Origin of the sequence: uncultured Tenacibaculum sp., from assembly GCF_947498805.1 — a bacterium.
GTDB lineage: Bacteria > Bacteroidota > Bacteroidia > Flavobacteriales > Flavobacteriaceae > Polaribacter.
In genome coordinates this window covers 348,114-366,885 of record NZ_CANMLT010000001.1, presented here as the reverse complement: position 1 = coordinate 366,885, position 18,772 = coordinate 348,114, and the positions used below count along the sequence as shown (strand labels likewise).

At 31.0% G+C, this 18,772-nt stretch carries 19 protein-coding genes; 11 read left to right on the top strand and 8 right to left on the bottom strand.

What is annotated here, in order from left to right; translation table 11 throughout:
* Positions 1 to 2: 2 nt before the first annotated feature.
* Both Q0873_RS01870 and Q0873_RS01865 read left to right on the top strand, forming a co-directional pair.
* Positions 3 to 287: a DUF1360 domain-containing protein gene (locus Q0873_RS01870; RefSeq protein ID WP_299104042.1), complete on the top strand. Its 285-nt coding sequence runs from the start codon at positions 3 to 5 to the stop codon at positions 285 to 287.
* 13 nt (positions 288 to 300) lie between these two features.
* On the top strand, positions 301 to 558 hold the full coding sequence (locus Q0873_RS01865; protein ID WP_299104041.1) for a hypothetical protein: 258 nt from the start codon (positions 301 to 303) through the stop codon (positions 556 to 558).
* 41 nt (positions 559 to 599) lie between these two features.
* Here the strand turns inward: Q0873_RS01865 and Q0873_RS01860 are convergent, their stop codons facing one another.
* The 5 genes from Q0873_RS01860 to Q0873_RS01840 form a co-directional block, all read right to left on the bottom strand.
* The gene (locus Q0873_RS01860) at positions 600 to 1,553 is read right to left on the bottom strand and encodes a MoxR family ATPase (RefSeq protein ID WP_299104040.1); all 954 of its coding nucleotides are present in this window, start codon (positions 1,551 to 1,553) and stop codon (positions 600 to 602) included.
* 84 nt (positions 1,554 to 1,637) lie between these two features.
* Positions 1,638 to 3,017 carry a peptidylprolyl isomerase gene (locus Q0873_RS01855; protein WP_299104039.1) on the bottom strand — a complete coding sequence of 460 codons (1,380 nt, stop codon included), beginning with the start codon at positions 3,015 to 3,017 and terminating at the stop codon, positions 1,638 to 1,640.
* Positions 2,980 to 3,837: a hypothetical protein gene (locus tag Q0873_RS01850; protein WP_299104038.1), complete on the bottom strand. Its 858-nt coding sequence runs from the start codon at positions 3,835 to 3,837 to the stop codon at positions 2,980 to 2,982. The genes Q0873_RS01855 and Q0873_RS01850 overlap by 38 nt, the downstream gene beginning before the upstream one ends.
* Positions 3,837 to 5,447, bottom strand: coding sequence for a peptidylprolyl isomerase (locus Q0873_RS01845; protein ID WP_299104037.1), 1,611 nt, complete (start codon positions 5,445 to 5,447; stop codon positions 3,837 to 3,839). The genes Q0873_RS01850 and Q0873_RS01845 overlap by 1 nt, the downstream gene beginning before the upstream one ends.
* A gap of 7 nt (positions 5,448 to 5,454) precedes the next feature.
* Positions 5,455 to 5,736 (bottom strand): DUF493 family protein, encoded by a 282-nt coding sequence (locus Q0873_RS01840; protein WP_299104036.1) that lies wholly within the window; start codon positions 5,734 to 5,736, stop codon positions 5,455 to 5,457.
* Positions 5,737 to 5,855: 119 nt separating this feature from the next.
* Here Q0873_RS01840 and Q0873_RS01835 point away from each other — a divergent pair, with 119 nt between their 5' ends.
* From Q0873_RS01835 to Q0873_RS01795, 9 genes are all read left to right on the top strand, one after another.
* On the top strand, positions 5,856 to 6,386 hold the full coding sequence (locus Q0873_RS01835; protein ID WP_299104035.1) for an ATP-binding protein: 531 nt from the start codon (positions 5,856 to 5,858) through the stop codon (positions 6,384 to 6,386).
* A 3-nt stretch (positions 6,387 to 6,389) separates the two neighbouring features.
* Positions 6,390 to 8,252: an ATP-dependent DNA helicase RecQ gene (locus Q0873_RS01830; RefSeq protein WP_299104034.1), complete on the top strand. Its 1,863-nt coding sequence runs from the start codon at positions 6,390 to 6,392 to the stop codon at positions 8,250 to 8,252.
* Positions 8,252 to 9,196: a methionyl-tRNA formyltransferase gene (gene fmt / locus Q0873_RS01825; protein ID WP_299104033.1), complete on the top strand. Its 945-nt coding sequence runs from the start codon at positions 8,252 to 8,254 to the stop codon at positions 9,194 to 9,196. Before Q0873_RS01830 ends, fmt begins: the two co-directional genes overlap by 1 nt.
* Before the next feature lie 187 nt (positions 9,197 to 9,383).
* On the top strand, positions 9,384 to 9,656 hold the full coding sequence (locus tag Q0873_RS01820) for an HU family DNA-binding protein (protein WP_299104032.1): 273 nt from the start codon (positions 9,384 to 9,386) through the stop codon (positions 9,654 to 9,656).
* 126 nt (positions 9,657 to 9,782) lie between these two features.
* Positions 9,783 to 10,556 carry a pentapeptide repeat-containing protein gene (locus tag Q0873_RS01815; protein WP_299104031.1) on the top strand — a complete coding sequence of 258 codons (774 nt, stop codon included), beginning with the start codon at positions 9,783 to 9,785 and terminating at the stop codon, positions 10,554 to 10,556.
* 126 nt (positions 10,557 to 10,682) lie between these two features.
* Complete coding sequence (locus Q0873_RS01810; RefSeq protein WP_299104030.1) at positions 10,683 to 11,348, top strand: M15 family metallopeptidase; 666 nt, start codon at positions 10,683 to 10,685, stop codon at positions 11,346 to 11,348.
* Between the two features lie 79 nt (positions 11,349 to 11,427).
* Complete coding sequence (locus Q0873_RS01805) at positions 11,428 to 12,096, top strand: hypothetical protein (RefSeq protein ID WP_299104029.1); 669 nt, start codon at positions 11,428 to 11,430, stop codon at positions 12,094 to 12,096.
* A gap of 137 nt (positions 12,097 to 12,233) precedes the next feature.
* The gene (gene pdhA / locus Q0873_RS01800) at positions 12,234 to 13,223 is read left to right on the top strand and encodes a pyruvate dehydrogenase (acetyl-transferring) E1 component subunit alpha (protein WP_299104028.1); all 990 of its coding nucleotides are present in this window, start codon (positions 12,234 to 12,236) and stop codon (positions 13,221 to 13,223) included.
* Positions 13,224 to 13,239: 16 nt separating this feature from the next.
* The gene (locus tag Q0873_RS01795) at positions 13,240 to 14,859 is read left to right on the top strand and encodes a pyruvate dehydrogenase complex dihydrolipoamide acetyltransferase (RefSeq protein WP_299104027.1); all 1,620 of its coding nucleotides are present in this window, start codon (positions 13,240 to 13,242) and stop codon (positions 14,857 to 14,859) included.
* 59 nt (positions 14,860 to 14,918) lie between these two features.
* Here the strand turns inward: Q0873_RS01795 and Q0873_RS01790 are convergent, their stop codons facing one another.
* The 3 genes from Q0873_RS01790 to Q0873_RS01780 form a co-directional block, all read right to left on the bottom strand.
* On the bottom strand, positions 14,919 to 17,090 hold the full coding sequence (locus Q0873_RS01790; RefSeq protein ID WP_299104026.1) for a DUF5916 domain-containing protein: 2,172 nt from the start codon (positions 17,088 to 17,090) through the stop codon (positions 14,919 to 14,921).
* Positions 17,077 to 17,652, bottom strand: a complete 576-nt coding sequence (locus tag Q0873_RS01785) for a nuclear transport factor 2 family protein (protein WP_299104025.1) — start codon at positions 17,650 to 17,652, stop codon at positions 17,077 to 17,079. The genes Q0873_RS01790 and Q0873_RS01785 overlap by 14 nt, the downstream gene beginning before the upstream one ends.
* 96 nt (positions 17,653 to 17,748) lie before the next feature.
* On the bottom strand, positions 17,749 to 18,687 hold the full coding sequence (locus Q0873_RS01780; protein ID WP_299104024.1) for a helix-turn-helix domain-containing protein: 939 nt from the start codon (positions 18,685 to 18,687) through the stop codon (positions 17,749 to 17,751).
* Positions 18,688 to 18,772: the final 85 nt, after the last annotated feature.

The window sequence follows — 18,772 nt, the reverse complement described above, 5'->3', positions numbered from 1 at the left end:
CAATGGATTCCTTCACTTTCATACTAATGATGCTAGCCATTTGGCGTATCACATATCTATTTAGTCATGAAGATGGTCCTTTGGATGTGGTAATCAAAATAAGAATGCAATTAGGGCAAAGTTTCTTCGGAAACTTGCTCGATTGCTTCTATTGCTTAAGTGTATGGGTAGCAATTCCTTTTGCTGTTTGGAAGGCAAACTCTATTGAAAATTTCTTTTTATTATGGTTTTCATTATCTGGAGCTGTGTGTATACTTCAAAAATTAATCGAAAAAAACAATTCTTAAAACATTATTAATTATGTCATGTTGTGGTCAAAAAAGAATAAAACTTAAAGAATATTACCAAAATAATAAACTAGAAAATTCTATAGATACATCTCTTAAAACACCGAAAAAAACGAGTTTTAAATATATTGGAGACCAGAGTTTATTGGTTCAAGGAGCTATTTCTGGAAATTTCTATCAATTTTCTTCGAGCAATACTGTTATTGAAGTTTTAGAAGTGGATGCTGCTGCTTTATATGCAGAGCCTCTTTTAAGAAATATTTCTATATAAAAAATATTTAAACCTAAGAGATCTTAGATCTCTTAGGTTTATTAAAATAATGATGTTATTATTTCTTTAACTGTAATATTCTCAGCTTCTGCTTTATAGTTTTTCACAACTCTATGAGATAAAATAGGAACAGCTACTGCTTGCACATCCTCAATATCTGGTGAATACTTTCCATTCACTGCAGCATGTGCTTTGGCTGCTAATATTAAATTTTGCGATGCTCTTGGTCCTGCTCCCCAATCAATATACTTTTTCACAAAATCAGTTGCTTTATCTGAATTAGGTCTGGTTTTACCTACTAAACCTACTGCATATTCAATTACGTTATCTGCCACTGGAATTTTTCGAATCAATTTTTGAATTTCCAAAATTTCTTGTGCACTAAATAATGATTTCACAGTATTGGTAGTATCAGACGTGGTATTTTTAACTACTTGAACCTCCTCATCAAATGATGGGTACTCCAAGTTAATTGAAAACATAAAACGGTCTAACTGAGCTTCTGGTAATGGGTAGGTTCCTTCTTGTTCTATTGGGTTTTGTGTTGCTAACACAAAAAATGGTAAATCTAATTGATAATGATGTCCTGCAACAGTAACCGAACGCTCTTGCATTGCTTCTAATAAAGCTGCTTGTGTTTTTGGAGGTGTACGGTTAATTTCATCTGCTAAAATAATATTAGAAAAAATAGGACCCTTTATAAATTTGAATTTACGACTTTCATCTAAAATCTCACTTCCCAATATATCAGAAGGCATTAAATCTGGTGTAAACTGAATTCTTTTAAAATTCAATCCTAAAACATTAGAAATGGTATTCACCAATAAGGTTTTTGCTAATCCTGGAACTCCTACCAATAACGAATGTCCTCCACAAAAAACAGATAATAATGTAAAGTTTACTGCTTCTTGTTGTCCTATTATTACTTTTCCTATTTCTTGCTGTAACTCTTTATATTTTACTACTAAGTTGTTTACCGCAGTTACATCTGACATATTTTAAAACAATTATTTATGTTAATTTTTTAAATAAAGATTCCCGCCGTAGCGGGAATCACAATATAGTAAATTTATTTACGACTATTTATTTTCTTTTTTCCAATCTTTGTTAAAAGTACACTTTTTGTACTCATCACCTAATTTGATATAAGTCTCTTGAATTTTTTCTTTAGACCACTTAGTAATCGTTTCCTCTTTTTTCTTAGTTAATGCAAACTGTTGCATTCTTACATAATCCTTTACTAAGTCTGCTTTATGCGTTTCAGTTTTATCCTTAAGAAAAATTATTTTGTACATCTTTTGTCCTCCTCTAGTTTCATCATAAAAGATATCAGACAAATCATCCTTTTTCAATTCACTTATTCTACCAAATAAATCTGGTGGCATTCTTGTAAGCTCCCAAGTTGTTTCTCCTGTATAAGGATTCACTAACAACCCTCCACTATTCTTTGTTTCTTCATCTTCAGAATGCTTTCTTACTGCTTCTTCAAAAGAAATTGTTCCTTCTTTTATTTCTTTTACAAGCTTCTCTAATTCTTCTTTAGTTTTATTCAACTTTTCATCAGAAACTTCTGGTTGTAATAAAATATGAGATACTTCTCTAGATTTACCTCTAATTTTATGCAACATAATAATATGATACCCAAAAATTGTTTTAAAAGGCTCTGAAATTTGTCCCTCATCTAAAGAAAACGAAACTTCTTTAAACTCTTTAGCAAAACCAGTATCTTTTGTAATTACATATCTACCACTATTCTGAGATACAGAAGGATCTTCTGAATTTATAATTGCTTTTAATTTAAAACTTGCGCCATCTTCTTCAACTTCCTTCTTAATTTTATTAAGCTTATCAATTACTTTCTGACTTGCTTCTTCTGTAGGTTCAGCTTTTAATACTAATTGCTGTAACTCAACTTCAGCAGGAATTTCAGGTAGTTCGTTTTTTTCTTTTAATCCATTGAAATATACACGTACTTCTTCTGGAGTAACATCTACCTTCTCAGTAATTTTCTTTTGTTCTTTTTCTATTAATAAGTTTTCTTTCTGAACTCTTGCTAATTCTTTCTTTAAGTCTTCTATATCATTAAATCCATATGCTGCGATTACTTTTTCTTCGCTACCATATTCATTTTTAAAGAAAGCTAAACTTCTATTTACATTGTTGTCAATTTCAGACTGAGATACCGTTACACTATCAATAACTGCATGATGCGCTAATAATTTCTGTTGCATTAATTCCTCTAACATTTCACAATCAGAGTATGAGATTTTACCTTCACTTCTTAATTCAACTTCTTTTTTAAATTTTTCTATATCAGAATCAAGCACAATGTTTTTTCCTACCACTACTGCTACTCCATCTATTTTTTCAGTTTCAGTTTGTGCCAATAAAACACCTGTAAAAAGAAGTGCTAGAACTGTATTAATACTCTTTAAAGTTTTTATTTTGAATTGCATCATTTATCAGCGTTTTTTCTATCTCTCTTATTAATTCTATTTTCCTCTTGTGTAAAATAATTTGTTTAATTCTTGGCACAACAACTCCCATAGGTGCTATTTCTGTTTTTCCAAGAATCTTTTTTACAGCGACCAAATATACTCCTAAACTATCTTCTTTTTGAATGAATTTTGATATTTTTAACAGTTTTTCTTTAGGTTCTGCTCTAAAAGGAGGTATTTTCTCCTTTAAATAGTCAACCGACACCCATGCAGAGTCTTTTAATCGGTAAGATTTAAAGCTAATTGAATTTTCTTCCAAAGAAATTTTATCCTCTTCTTTGTCTGATTTAAACTGTGCTATTGTTTCTTTTTTATCTAAAAAGTCTTCTCCAAAATGCACAAACTCAAACTGTACCAATTCATCATTTAGCTTAAAGTTTTCTTTATTGTTATCATAATACGTTGCTATTTCTTCTTCATTTACTATGGTATCTAAACGTTGTTTTATCAAACGTTCTTTATACCCGTTTATATATAAACTCTTCCTGTAATCATTTACAAGACCTTCAATTTTTTTGCTGTTTACCGAAGAAATATTCTCTTGTGCCTTTTTTAAAAACAATTGTTGTTTAGCCCAAGAATTTATCAAACTTTTTACTAAAACAATGCTATCTTGCTTTGACAAGTTTTTAGGAATCATTGAAATAATGTCTCTTTTATAAAGATTTGTTTCATTAACTGTTGCTATTGGCCGTTCATCTGTTACCTTTTCTTTTTTCAAAGAAACCAAATCACAACTTGTTATAAATAGACCTAATATGATTAAAACAAAATTTCTCACTATGTTTTGCTATATGCTTTTTTAAGCTTTTTTAATGCTCCTTTTTTAACTTTTATGGTATTCTTCTTTCTCAATTCTTCAATCCAGTTTTCTTCCAAATCTTTCTGATAATCATTCATTACCTTCCCTCTAATTTCTGAAAGTTCTTTAGCGTATTTTTTCCTATTTTCTTGATAGTATTTCTCCAACCCTTCTTTATTTTTTGAAGACTCGTTCCAAATTTTACGTTGCATTAATTCAAACAAGAGTAATCCTTCTTTGTATTCTAAATAAACACTTCTGAACTCTTGATTATTTTGCACCAAATCATCTTTAAAATAATTGAGAATTTCAATGTTTTTAAATTGATTAAACAACTCTTTAACAGAATAATTCTTTCTCCTTTGAATAAATTTATAAAAATCTTTTTGAAGAATCTCCCTTTCATTGATAACTAACAAAGTTTCTTTTAATTTATTGTCTAAATCAACATTCTTCTCTAAGTTATAAAATGGCTGTAAAGCTTTATCGTTAACTTGAATCTTATACGTTTCTTTTAAACCATCAAGCATCGATTTATCAGATAATTTAATCCTACTTGAACTTCGAACTTTCTTATTTAATGCTGATTTTAACTCATCAAAAGACGCTACAGGGTGTCTCTTTATTAATTTTACAATATGCCAGCCAAACTGGGTTTTAAAAGGGCTAGATATCTCATTTTCTTCTTCTAAGCTTAAAACCACTTTTTCGAAGTCTTCAACCATATCACCTGTCCCAAAACGCTTCAACTTACCACCATTCTTAGCGCTTATTAAATCTTCTGAAAATTCCTTCGTAGCGTCTTCAAAACTTATCTTACCTTCTTTTATATCTTTATAAATACCCTCTATTTTTTCTTTGCTTTTTTCATTTTCACTTCTAAGCAACATATGAGCTACTTCGAATTCTCCCTTAGAAAGCCTTCTATCGTATACCTTTATTACATGGTAGCCAAACCGTGTTTTAAATGGTTTAGAAACATTACCTTTTGCTGTTGTGTATGCTGCATTTTCAAAAGGGTACACCATTTTAAAGACGTTAAAATACCCTAAGTTTCCTCCATTAGTTGTAGCCGATGGATCTTCCGACACATCCTTTGCTACTTCTTCAAAATTTTCTCCTTGAAGAATTCTTTTTCTTGCCTCATTAATTTTATTATAATAAGTCAACGTATCTTGTGGTAAGATGTTCTTAGGAACTCTAACTAAAATATGGCTTGCTTTTACATCAAACTTAGTTCTTTCATAGGCTTCTTCAACTAAACTTTCAATAAATTCTTTATCTTGAAGATATGGTACTAATAACTCTTTTTTATATCCTTCTAATTCTTTCCTATAACTTGCTATTGTATCTAACTTGAGTTGGTAAGCTTCCTGAACCTTTAATTTATAGTTTATATACAACTCTAAATAATTGTCTATGTCTTTAGCACTTTCATCTGTTACCAAATCTAAATTTTTCTCATAAACTTGCTTAAACTCATCAATATAAACTGGTGTTTCATTTACAGTTAACAACACCTTATTACTTTGAGCTACAACAATACAATTGAAAATTAAACCTGTTATGAATACAATACTTTTTTTCATCTTATAATTATAGTGAAATTATACCTTCAATCACTTCTGCTTCTTGATAATAAGAAATAACCTCGTCTGAACTTTTTACTTTTAAATTGATAGACACACTAATATACTTTCCTGTTTTAGATTTTTTAGTTGTAATAATTGCTCCTCCTTTATCAAACAAATTTTTAACCTGCTCAACTTGATCTCCTTCCGCAGGCACAATAAATTTATATAAGTAATTTGACGGAAATGTAGTTGTTGTATCCAATTTTTCCTTTAATTTCTTATAAAACTCTTCTCTTTTAGTCATTCTTATCTAATTATTAAATTTCTTTATTTCTATCAAACTATAAAATATAGTTTTTAGAGACGGATTACAAAATTACACTATTTATTATATATATAAATTGAAACCTCTATTTTTGCCGAATGCAACAAAAAGTAGTTTTAATTGGTGGGCCAGGAACCGGAAAATCTTCTATTTTAAGAGAATTTATTAAAAGAGGATATGAATGTATGCCCGAAATTTCACGAGAAGTAACACTAAAAGCTCAAAAAGAAGGGATTGATCAGTTATTTTTAACGCAACCCTTATTGTTTAGTCAAATGCTATTAGAAGGAAGAGAGCAGCAGTATATTGATGCTAAAAACAGCACTTCTGAAATTATATTTTTTGATCGTGGTATTCCAGATGTCCATGCCTATATGAATTATTTAGAATCTGAATACCCTCCTATGTATAAAGAGAAGAGCAACCAATATCTTTATGATAAAGTTTTTATGTTAGCTCCATGGGAAGAAATTTATGTTTCTGACAATGAACGATACGAGACCTTTGAACAAGCTGTTAAGATTGATACTTTTTTAAGGGAAGCTTATGAAGAGATAGGATATACTATTGTGAATGTTCCTTTTGGAACAGTTGAAGAACGCTGCGAATTTATTTTACAGTCGTTATAAACAATGTTTGATAAAGCCTTACAAATAGTACAACATTATTGGGGGTATGATACTTTTAGACCTGTACAGGAACAGATTATAAAAACTGTACTTGATAAAAAAGATACGATCGCTCTACTGCCTACAGGTGGTGGTAAATCTTTGTGTTTTCAAATTCCTGCACTTTGTTTTGAAGGAGTATGCTTGGTTGTTTCTCCATTAATTGCCTTGATGGATGATCAAGTACAAAATCTAACCAACAAAGGAATTAAAGCCTGTACCATTTCTTCTGGAAGTACACAAAACGAAATCATAACGCTTTTCGATAATATTAGATTTGGAAACTACAAATTTTTATATATCTCTCCTGAAAGACTACAATCAAAGTTTATTCAAGAAAAAATTAAGCAACTAAACGTCTCATTAATTGCCATTGATGAAGCGCATTGTATTTCTGAATGGGGGCACGATTTTAGACCTTCTTATAGAAACATTTATTCTTTAAATAGCATACATCCAGATACTCCAATTATAGCATTAACTGCAACCGCTACGCAAAAAGTAATTTCAGATATTTCTTCTGTTTTAAATATTGAAAACATATCTATATTTAAACAATCGTTCTATAGAGAGAACCTAGCATATCAAGTTTTTTTTACAGAAGATAAACTATATAGACTTACTCAAATATGTACAAAAACAAAAGCACCGGTAATTGTTTATGTAAATTCTAGAAAAAGAACAAAGGATATTAGTAATTATTTAAATGCAAAAGGGTTTAAGAGCTCTTATTACCACGGTGGATTATCTTCTATTGAAAAGAAAACAGCATTCGATAAATGGTATACTGAAGAAACACCAATAATGGTTGCTACAAATGCCTTTGGAATGGGAATAGACAAATCCAATGTAAAAGCTGTTGTACATTTATACTTACCCTCTTCTATTGAAAATTACATTCAAGAAGCAGGAAGAGGCGGTAGAAATGGAGCTAAAGCTTTTTCTGTTGTCTTAACAAACAAAAGCGATATTGAGTTAACAAAAGAGCTACAGACAAAAGCCTTACCAACCATTGATGATGTAAAATTGGTGCATCAGAAGTTATACCAACATTTTCAAATAGCCAAAGGAGAACTTATCGAAACCTCTTTTAATCTAAACGTTTTAGACTTTTGTAATAAATATGGATTCCCTATTAATAAGGTATATAGTATTCTACAAATCTTAATTAATAATGGGATTATACAATTAGAAAACGGATATAATCAAAAATCAACTATTCAATTTTTGACATCTCCCTATTCATTAAAAAATAATAAAACCGTACAAACGATATTACGTTTATATGGAGGTGTTTTTGATCAAGAAACAAAAATTGATGAATTTTTGATTGCTAAAAAAATCAATCAAACTTCGTGGAGCGTTATTGAAGAGTTAGAAAGATTGGTACAAAGTGAAACAATTATATATAATAAAGCGAATACCGATAGTAAACTTTATTTCTTGGTTCCAAGAGAAGATGATGCAACCATTAATAGAATTTCCAAAGACTTAAAAACTTTCCTTAAACAAAAAAGGCAAAAGACGGAAGACCTCTTGTATTTCATTCAGAACAACACGGTATGTAGAAGTCAACAACTACTTTTTTATTTTGATGAAAATTCAACAAAAAAATGTGGCAAGTGCGATGTATGTCTTCATGAAAAAACAAATACTATTAAAGAGGAAAATATTATCATACTTTTAAAAGAGCATGAAGAGTTAAGTTCTCGAGAAATCTGTGAACTGCTAAATACAAAAGAAGAAAACATTTTAATACTTTTGCGCTTATTACTATCTGAAGAAAAAGTAACATTAAATTCTTTAAATAAATACACCTTATTATAATGAGAGATATTCGTATTGTTTTTATGGGAACTCCCGATTTTGCCGTAACTATATTAAAACATTTAGTTGACAATGACTATAATGTAGTAGGAGTAATTACTGCCCCTGATAAACCAGCAGGTCGTGGAAGAAAACTAAATCAATCAGCAGTTAAGAAATATGCTGTATCTCAAAACCTACCTATTCTTCAACCTAAAAACTTAAAGAACGAAGATTTTCAAGCACAATTAAAAGAATGGAATGCCAATTTACAAATTGTAGTAGCCTTTAGAATGTTACCAAAATCTGTTTGGGACATGCCTTCTTATGGTACATTCAATTTACATGCTTCTTTATTACCAGAGTATCGTGGAGCGGCTCCTATTAACTGGGCTATTATCAATGGAGAAACTAAAACTGGTGTTACTACATTTTTTATTGATGATAAAATTGATACCGGAGAAATCATCTTGCAAAAAGAAATTGACATCAAAGAAGATGAAACCGTTGGTGAATTACATGATAGTTTAATGTATTTAGGTGCCGATTTAGTTGCAGAAACTGTTGACCTTATTAAAAAAGGAGATGTAACAACCACAAAACAACCAGAACTAGAAGAAAAATCTGCTCCAAAGCTATTTCCTCATAACTGCCAAATAGATTGGACAGGGTCATTAGGCAGTATTTATAATCATATACGTGGTTTAAATCCATACCCTGCTGCTTGGACGACAATTGTAAATAATGATGACCAAATAACTGCGAAGTTGTATAAAGTGTCTAAACAATATGAAAATCATAAATTTGAAATTGGTGCTATTGTAACCAGTAAAAAGGAAATGAAGGTAGCCGTTAAAGATGGTTTTCTTATCATACATCAAATTAAACTTTCTGGTAAAAAACTAATGGATGCAACTAGCTTATTAAACGGTTATAGCTTTTCGGAAAATGCAAAAGTGCTGTAAGCCCTTATTTTAAAGGGATATGGCTTTTTATAGTCAAAAACAAGTTCGGTTATTAACATTTTACCCCTATTTATTAACAAATTGCATTTTTTTTCACCACAAAACTTGCGCAATCCCGCATTCCGTCTATATTTGTTGAGCTATTTAGCAAGAAACATTAATTAATTTTTAAAAATCTATTTAAATTATGAACAAATCAGATTTAATCGATGCTATGGCTGCTGACGCAGGTATTTCTAAAGCTGCTGCTAAGGCTGCATTAGATTCTTTAACTAACAATGTAACTAACACTTTAAAAGGTGGTGGTAAAGTAGCATTAGTTGGATGGGGAACTTGGTCTGTATCTCAAAGAGCTGCAAGAACAGGTAGAAACCCTCAAACTGGTAAAGAAATTCAAATCGCTGCTAAGAACGTTGTTAAGTTTAAAGCAGGAGCTGGTTTAAGTGATTCAGTAAACTAAGAATTACTCGCAACACATACACAAAACAGCATTTAAGTTTTCTTAAATGCTGTTTTCTTTTTTGCTATAGTGTCACAAATTTATTTTTCAAATGTCATTACTATAAAAACAATAAAAATCTAACCCATGAAAAATATAATTACACTTTTTAGCTTTTTAATTGCAACTACATTTTGCTTTTCTCAAAAAACAATTAACGCAGCCGATCTTTTAAAAGATATTAAAGATGGTAAATCTGTTACCATTTCAAATGCAACTATTGAAGGTATTTTAGACCTTACTTATATGGATGAAGCATTACCTAAACTACCTAAAAGAAGTAGATGGTGGAATAATGGAGGTTCGAATACCGTTGAAAAGCAAATTACCAATAGTATTTCTTTTGTAAACTGTACTTTTAAAGATGATGTGTTAGCATATATACCACACGAAAAAAGCGGATATACATTTATTGCTAATTTTGAAGATAAAGTTACTTTTAAAGACTGTAACTTTGAACAAAAAGCAATGTTTAAATATTCAGACTTTGAACAAGACACTGATTTCTCAGGAACAAAGTTTAATGACGCTTCTACTTTTAAGTATGCAAAATTTGAAAAGGATATCACATTTCAAAACACTCTTTTTGAAGAACCAGCTACTTTTAAATACGCAGACTTTAAACGTTTTGTAAGCTTTAAAAACTCAATCTTTAAAGACAGCGCTGTATTTAAGTATACTGAATTTAATGATGGAGTGTCTTTTAACAATGTACGATTCGAAGAAGATTTAAATCTTAAATACACTAAAGTACGTGGAGAGTTTGACATCAAAAACATGGAAGTTGCTTATGATATTGACTCAAAGTATACTAGAATAAACGGAAAAAGTTTTAGCAAGTATGTGATGAAAAACAAATAGTCTAAAACAAAATATATAAAAAAACTCATTATAGTATAATGAGTTTTTTTTATGCCTTATTCTAACCTATCAACTATTGTTAATTTAAACGGATATTTTAAAATCGAATTCTGTATTTTTACCTGCATGAAATGGATTTTTTCTTTTTTACTGTTGAGCTCTTTTTTATTACAATCGCAAGAACTTCCAAAAGGATTTTCTTATGTAAGAGACATCGCTCCAACCATACAACAAGAACTACGTTATTGCAACCATAACAACTTTGTAGGTATTCCTATTAATGGGTATGAAGAAAATGTGCTAATTACCTCTACCCTAACCGCTCAAGCTCTAAAAAAAGTACAAGACGAACTTTTAAAAAAAGGATTTAGTTTAAAAGTTTACGATGCCTATCGCCCTCAAACTGCTGTAAATCATTTTGTAAAATGGGCTAGAGTAATGAATGACACCCTAATGAAACAGCAATACTACCCCAAAATAAACAAGCGATATTTATTTAAATTAGGGTATATCGCTTCAAAATCAGGACATTCTAGAGGAAGTTCTGTAGATTTAACTATTGTAAACCTTGAAACAGGTAAGGAATTAGATATGGGAAGTCCTTATGATTTCTTTGGGCCACAGTCGCATATTACTTTTGAAAATATTACCGAAGAGCAAAAGAAAAACAGACGAATGCTACAACAGGTAATGAAGAAACACGGTTTCAGACCTTACACGAATGAATGGTGGCACTTTACTTTGCGAAATGAACCTTTTCCAAAAACCTATTTCGATTTTCCCATTAAATAAATTCTAAGCAAGTAAGTTTTAACTATTTATTTGGACCAAAATATCAAATCGGCACTATATTTGCGTTGAACAACTTACTATGAAACATTTATTTTCAATACTTATTAGCTTAACGATATCACAATCTATGTATGCTCAATTAGATGGTAGTAGTGGTGGTAAAGAAAAAGGTTCAAATACTATTGGACTCTTTAATATGCCAGCTAAAGAAGCTAAAAAACCAAAAAGTTTAGACTTCAAAAGTGATGATGGCTTTAAAACTGCTCATAACAAACAACAAAAAGAAGAGCAAAAAAAGCAAGCGGAAAGAGACTTCGAAAATAAAGGAATACTTACCAAAGCTAAAATAGCGGAAGAGCGTTATCTTAAAGCTTTTAAAAAGATTAATGGTCAATACAATTATCCTGTAATTGATCAAGATTTAGGAAGTTTTAGCACCAAATCACAAAGTGTTAATATTATTTGTAGAGATTTTCAATATCCAGATGGAGATAGAGTTACTATTTATATTAACGATGTTCCTGTGGTGGAGAACATTACCTTGAGACAACGATACCAATCATTTAATATTCCATTAGATGAAGGAGTAAATACTATTCAAATTGTAGCTTTAAACCAAGGAACTTCAGGGCCAAACACTGCGGCTTTTAAAATTTTTAATGATGCTGGTTTTTTAATTTCATCTAACGAATGGAACCTTGCAACAGGCGCTAAAGCCACGATAATTGTTGCGAAAGAAAAGGAATAAAAGGTATATCTTTTTATTTACTAAATCCATTGCGTAACTTTTACAAAGAACCTTTTTCTAAATTACTAAAAACTACTTACTTTTGTAGCTACGTTTTGAAACAATCAAAACAAACTTTAAATAAACAACTAATTATAATGAAGGAAATCACCAAAGAAACCTATATCAATTGGTATAGAGACATGCTATTTTGGAGAAAGTTTGAAGATAAGCTAGCTGCGGTTTATATTCAACAAAAAGTACGAGGATTTTTACACTTATATAATGGTCAAGAAGCAGTACTAGCAGGTGCTTTACATGCAATGGACTTAACCAAAGATAAAATGATTACAGCATACCGTAATCACGTTCAACCTATTGGTATGGGAGAAGATCCAAAACGTGTAATGGCAGAATTATATGGTAAAGCAACAGGAACCTCTCAAGGTTTAGGAGGATCAATGCATATCTTTTCTAAAGAACACCGTTTTTATGGTGGACATGGTATTGTAGGTGGGCAAATCCCTTTAGGAGCTGGTTTAGCTTTTGGTGATAAATATAAAGGAAATGATGCTGTTACATTATGTTATTTCGGTGACGGTGCAGCTCGTCAAGGTTCATTACATGAAACTTTTAACATGGCAATGAACTGGAAGTTACCTGTAATTTTTATCTGTGAAAATAATGGATATGCAATGGGTACTTCAGTAGAAAGAACTGCAAACCACGAAGACATCTGGAAATTAGGTTTAGGATACGAAATGCCATGTGGACCTGTAGATGGAATGAATCCTATTAAAGTAGCAGAAGCAGTAGATGAAGCTATTGAAAGAGCTCGTAGAGGAGACGGACCTACTTTCTTAGAAATGAAAACATATCGTTATAGAGGACACTCTATGTCAGATGCACAACACTACCGTACAAAAGACGAGGTAGAAGAATACAAGAAAATAGACCCTATTACTCAAGTCTTAGATGTTATTAAAGAGAAAAAATATGCTACAGACGAAGAGATAGAAACTATCAATAAAGAAGTAAAAGACTTAGTTAAAGAATGTGAAAAATTCGCAGAAGAATCTCCATTCCCAGATGAAAGTATTTTACATGACGTAGTATACGAACAGAAAGATTATCCTTTTATTAAATAAATCATCATTTTAAATTATGGCTACAGTAATTAATATGCCCCGTTTAAGTGACACCATGGAAGAAGGTGTAGTGGCAACTTGGTTAAAAAGTGTTGGTGACAAAGTAGAAGAAGGAGATATCTTAGCTGAAATTGAAACTGACAAAGCTACCATGGAATTTGAATCATTCCACGAAGGTACTTTATTATATATCGGAGTTAAAGAAGGTGAAGCTGCACCTGTAGATAGCTTATTAGCTATTATTGGTGAAGAAGGTGAAGATTATCAAGCATTAGTTAATGGTAATTCTGAAGCTCCAGCTGAAACTAAAGAAGAAGCTCCAAAAAAAGAAGAAAAAGTACCTAGTGCTACTGCAGTAATTCCTGAAGGAGTTCAAGTAGTTACCATGCCACGTTTAAGTGATACTATGGCAGAAGGTACAGTTGCTTCTTGGTTAAAAAATGTAGGAGATAAAGTTGAAGAAGGAGATATTTTAGCTGAAATCGAAACTGACAAAGCAACAATGGAGTTCGAATCATTTTATGAAGGAACCTTATTGTATGTAGGAATCAATGAAGGTGAAAGTGCTCCTGTTGATAGTTTATTAGCTGTTATTGGACCTGATGGAACGGATGTTTCAGGAGTAGTTGAAGCTGCAAAATCAGGTAACTTAGGAGGTACCGCTTCAGAAGAAACTAAAGAGGCTCCTAAACAAGAAGAAAAAGTAGTTCAAGCTGCAGCTCCTGTTGCAGAAACTACTACTTCAAATACTGGTAGAATCTTTGCTTCTCCATTAGCTAAAAAAATAGCTAAAGACAAAGGAATTAATTTAGCTGAAGTTAAAGGTACAGGTGAAAACGGACGTATTGTTAAGAAAGACGTAGAAAACTTCACTCCAGCCGCTAAAGTAGCAGCTCCAGCTCAAACAAGCGCTACTCCTACTACAGCAGTAACTAATTTTGCTATTGCAGGAGAAGAAGGAACCGAAGAGGTGAAAAACTCTCAAATGCGTAAAGCAATTGCACGTAGTTTAGCTGCTTCTAAATTTAGCGCTCCTCATTTCTACTTAAATATCGAAGTAGATATGGACAATGCTATTTCTTCAAGAAAGATTATCAACCAAATGCCAGATACTAAAGTATCATTCAATGATATGGTGGTAAAAGCTTGTGCTATGGCATTAAGAAGGCATCCACAAGTAAACACTACTTGGAAAGATGATGTTACAGTATACAACAAAGCTATAAACATTGGTGTTGCCGTTGCTGTACCGGACGGTTTAGTTGTTCCTGTATTAAGACATACAGACCACATGAATATTAATGAAATAGATATTCAAGTACGTGATTTAGCTGGTAGAGCTCGTAATAAGAAATTAACTCCTGCTGAAATGCAAGGAAGTACATTTACGGTTTCTAACTTAGGTATGTTTGGTATAGAAAGTTTTACTTCTATTATCAATCAACCAAACTCTGCTATTTTATCTGTTGGTGCTATTGTTGAGAAGCCAGTTGTTAAAAATGGACAAATCGTAGTTGGAAACACAATGAAATTAACTTTAGCGTGTGACCATAGAACGGTAGATGGTGCTGTAGGAGCTCAATTCTTACAAACATTAAAAACATATTTAGAGAATCCAGTTACTATGTTAGCTTAATTTTCTAATAACTAAATAAAAAAAGCCTGAGAAATTCTCAGGCTTTTTTTATGCATTCACTAAAAATCAAATCGATAATTAATTTTAAACGCTACTCCCCAATTGGTTCTGTTTATATATTTATTATAATTATCCGAGACCACTAGGTAGATATACGACAATGGCTTATACTCCCACTGCAATCGACTATTAATATTGAAATTATCTCGTTGCGTATTGTACTGTACATAGGTAGTCCAGTTCAAACGATTATTAAAGAAAACCTGCCCAGTAAACCTCGTTAAATGAAAAGTATCCTTACCTGACTCATTTAAATCCACTTTATTTATATCATAAGATAATTCCAGGTTAGCAAATGGTAATAATTGATAGTTTAAATAAGCCCCTGCGCTAGTTCTATTCCCGCTATAATAAGAACCCTTCTGGACATTAAAACGGTATCTAAAAAGTTGGTTATTTGCCGAATTATATCCTAACTTTAATGTTACAAAATTATACTTTCTAGGTGCTAAGGGATTTCCATTATTTAACGGATCAAATCCATATTTAAGATCAATCTCATCATAATTTAAAACATAATATACTGCTGATAAATTTTTAAAAAACACTGCTGAATTTAAAAAATGTGATACTTGATTCATAGCACCGTGCTCATCTAAATAAACATTGTTTCTATAATTTAAATATCGAACAAAATTCAAAGTTTTAGAATTCTCATAAAACTTTTTGAATTCTACTCCTAAAGAAGTTTCCACATAGCCTTCTCTTACTACTTCATCATTAATTGCATCGTAATTATAAATTCGAGGAGTAAAACCTACATCAGTTAAATAGTTCTCTCCTACTTTTTTAATGGAAGCGAATACCTCTAGTTCTCTTTTGTTATACCATACAGACAGGTTATAAAAATCATCTTTATTACTAACTTGATCGTTAAAACTCTTACCATAGTTAGCTAACCCAACCCATCTATTATCGTCCGACTTATAATTTAAATTAAACCCCGCTACTCTATTATAATTATTCAGAAAACTAAAACCATCGGTTTCCTGTCTATTAATTAGAAAACCAGTCGAAGTAAAGTTCTTAGACAATTGTTGTTCTAAAACCAATGCTCCATAGTTTTGAGCGGCCACATTATTTTCTTTAGATGTTTGGACATTTAGAGCTCCTATTCTTGTCTTAGAACTTATATTTCCAGATAATTTAACTCCAAACTGAATATCAGAACTACTTCCTATCCTTCTAGAGTAAAAAGGATTTACACCGTTTACTCCAAGATTAGAAAACAAATCAGCATTTTCTAAAAAGAAATTTCTTCTTTCTGGAAAGAAAACAGAGAACCTAGTAAGATTAGTTACTTGCTGATCTACATCTATCTGCGAAAAATCTGGATTTAAAGTAGCATCGAATTTCAATGAAGATGTTACATTATACTGAACATCTACACTGGGAACAAATGTTGTTTCCTGCCCTCCTGAAGCAACATCTTCTTGGTAATTTACACTTATAGATGGAACTACAGCAAATCGAGAACTTGACTTTTCTGGTAGTTCTTCAACTAAAAACTTTTCAGTAAAACGCAAGTCTAAATTAGCATAATTCCTTTTTACATTTTTCAAAATTGTCCATGAGTTATTTTTAATATCTCTTACATAAAACTGAATTCCAAAAACTGCATCTCCCTTATTAAAGTTTAAAGACTTTAGTGGAATAGCTATTTCATATTGTTTTTTTGTTCCGTTTAAAACTGCCTTTGATTTCCAAATAGCATTCCAGCTAAAGTTTAAGTTATAACTATCATTTACTCTTCCTACCAAACCATCTGTTTGGTTTCCTAATGAGTTTACTGCAAAGAAATATCCATTCTGCTCTTGATTTTGTGTATCCAAAATCATAACAAACGCATCACTAAAAGCTATAGACACATCTCTTTTTAGTGTATTTACTTGTGTTTTCGTTGTTGAATCAAAATAAATAGCTCTGATGTATAAATACTCTTTGTTATGAAATAGCTTTACAGAAGTTTGATTCTTAGCAAGCCCAATATCAGTAGGCAAATAATTATAAAATCCTGTATACTCTGGTAATTCTTCCCAAACGGATTCTTCAAACTTTCCATCTATAGTTATTTCTGTGTCCACATATTTCACAACCGCTTTTTGAGCATTTATCTGCACAATAAATAACAGCAATAGTATTACTACAAGTAAAACTTTATTTCTTTTCATTATCAACTCTAGTAGCCGTTTTACTTATTATTTTCCAACCATTTTCTAACTTCTTCAGTAAAAACAGATCTATATATACCATGCTTTTAGATGGCATAGAGATTTCGACTTTAGCTGTCGCAATATCTTTAACTACTTCTATTCCTAAGATTTTACCATGTCTACCGTTAAATTTCCCTTTGACACCGTTCTTAAAGAAACCCACATATTCTTTTGGAGTATATCTTTTAAAGCCTTCTCTTCCTGTTAAATACAATGTTGCATTTTTAGCAAATGCATCTTCCAACATTTTATGTTGGTTATATGAACTTCCATTCATATAATCTTCAAGTACTTTTTTAATTAGTTTATCATCCAAACAAACTTCTTGTGATGGTGCCCCTAAACTTTCAAAGAATAATTGATCATCGGATACAAAACTCTTATCGTAGTTAATTATTTTTCCCTGTTTAATAGCATAGGTATTTACAACTAATGCTCTTTTTGAAACCTGTTGTTGCCCACCTTGAGAAAAACAACTTATGGTTAATACCGTAAAAATTGATGTAAATAGGATTTTCATTTTTAAAAGATTTTTAATTTGAATTCAAACCTCTTAAAATGTCCTTTTAATTTGATGATTTTCTATAATACAGGTGTCCTGCATTATAATTCTATACTAATAAAACTGTTTTTGATACTGAGCAGGCGTTTTCCCTACAATCTTCTTGAAGGTAGCATAAAAGTTTGATCTTGAAGAGAATCCAGCTTCAAAACCAATAGCTTCTAATGTTATTTTATCATTTTCTCTTAATAGTTTCTTGGCTTCTTCAATTCGATACTCATTTAAGAAAGTAGCAAAACTTTTTCCCAAATTATCGTTTAAAAATTGTGATAATTTATGCGTAGAAACGCCTATTTTTTCAGAAATCAATGATAATTTAACGTCTGATTTCTTGAAAATTTCTTCTTCTATCATTAAAGCATCTAACTTTTCTTTTAATAACGAAACTTCATCTATCGCAATCTTTTTCGAAGAATATTTTTCTGGTAAATCCCTAAAAATTGAGTCTCTATTACTCTTCAATAAAAAGAAAAATAAGAGTCCATAAAACACAATTGAAAATGTAATAGTACCTATTAAATACAGGTAGTAATATCCTACTATATATGCTAAATAAATTAACCAATTCCCTAATAAAACTCCAACTAACCAATACTCGGAAGTTGTATTTTTTTCTAACCTTTTGGTTATTTTAACAAGTACATTCTTCAAGACATACGTAGCCATAAGTAAATACACTCCCCATGTTCCATAGATTACCCAAACAAACCACCCCCAAAACTCAAAATTATTCTTATACGGTTTTATAAAACCAATCATTGTAATAAAACTAAACAAGCTTAAAAAATGAACTTTCCAGCTTTTCGGAATTTCTTTTTTATTCTCAACAGATGCTTTTACATAGTAAAAAAGCGACACTCCTATTAAAAAACATGCCGATAAACCAATCTGCATGATTAACAAATCATGATCTGTAGCAAAGATCCTATAGACTGACTTTCCTATTCGTAAGCTTAAAAAGAAAACAAGTAGCCCAAATAAAAAATTAGACACTCTTTTTGTTTTGTTAAAAAACAAAAAAAACAAGCTTACTAAAATACCATTAAACACTCCTAGCGAGCAAATAAAAAAAAGCAGT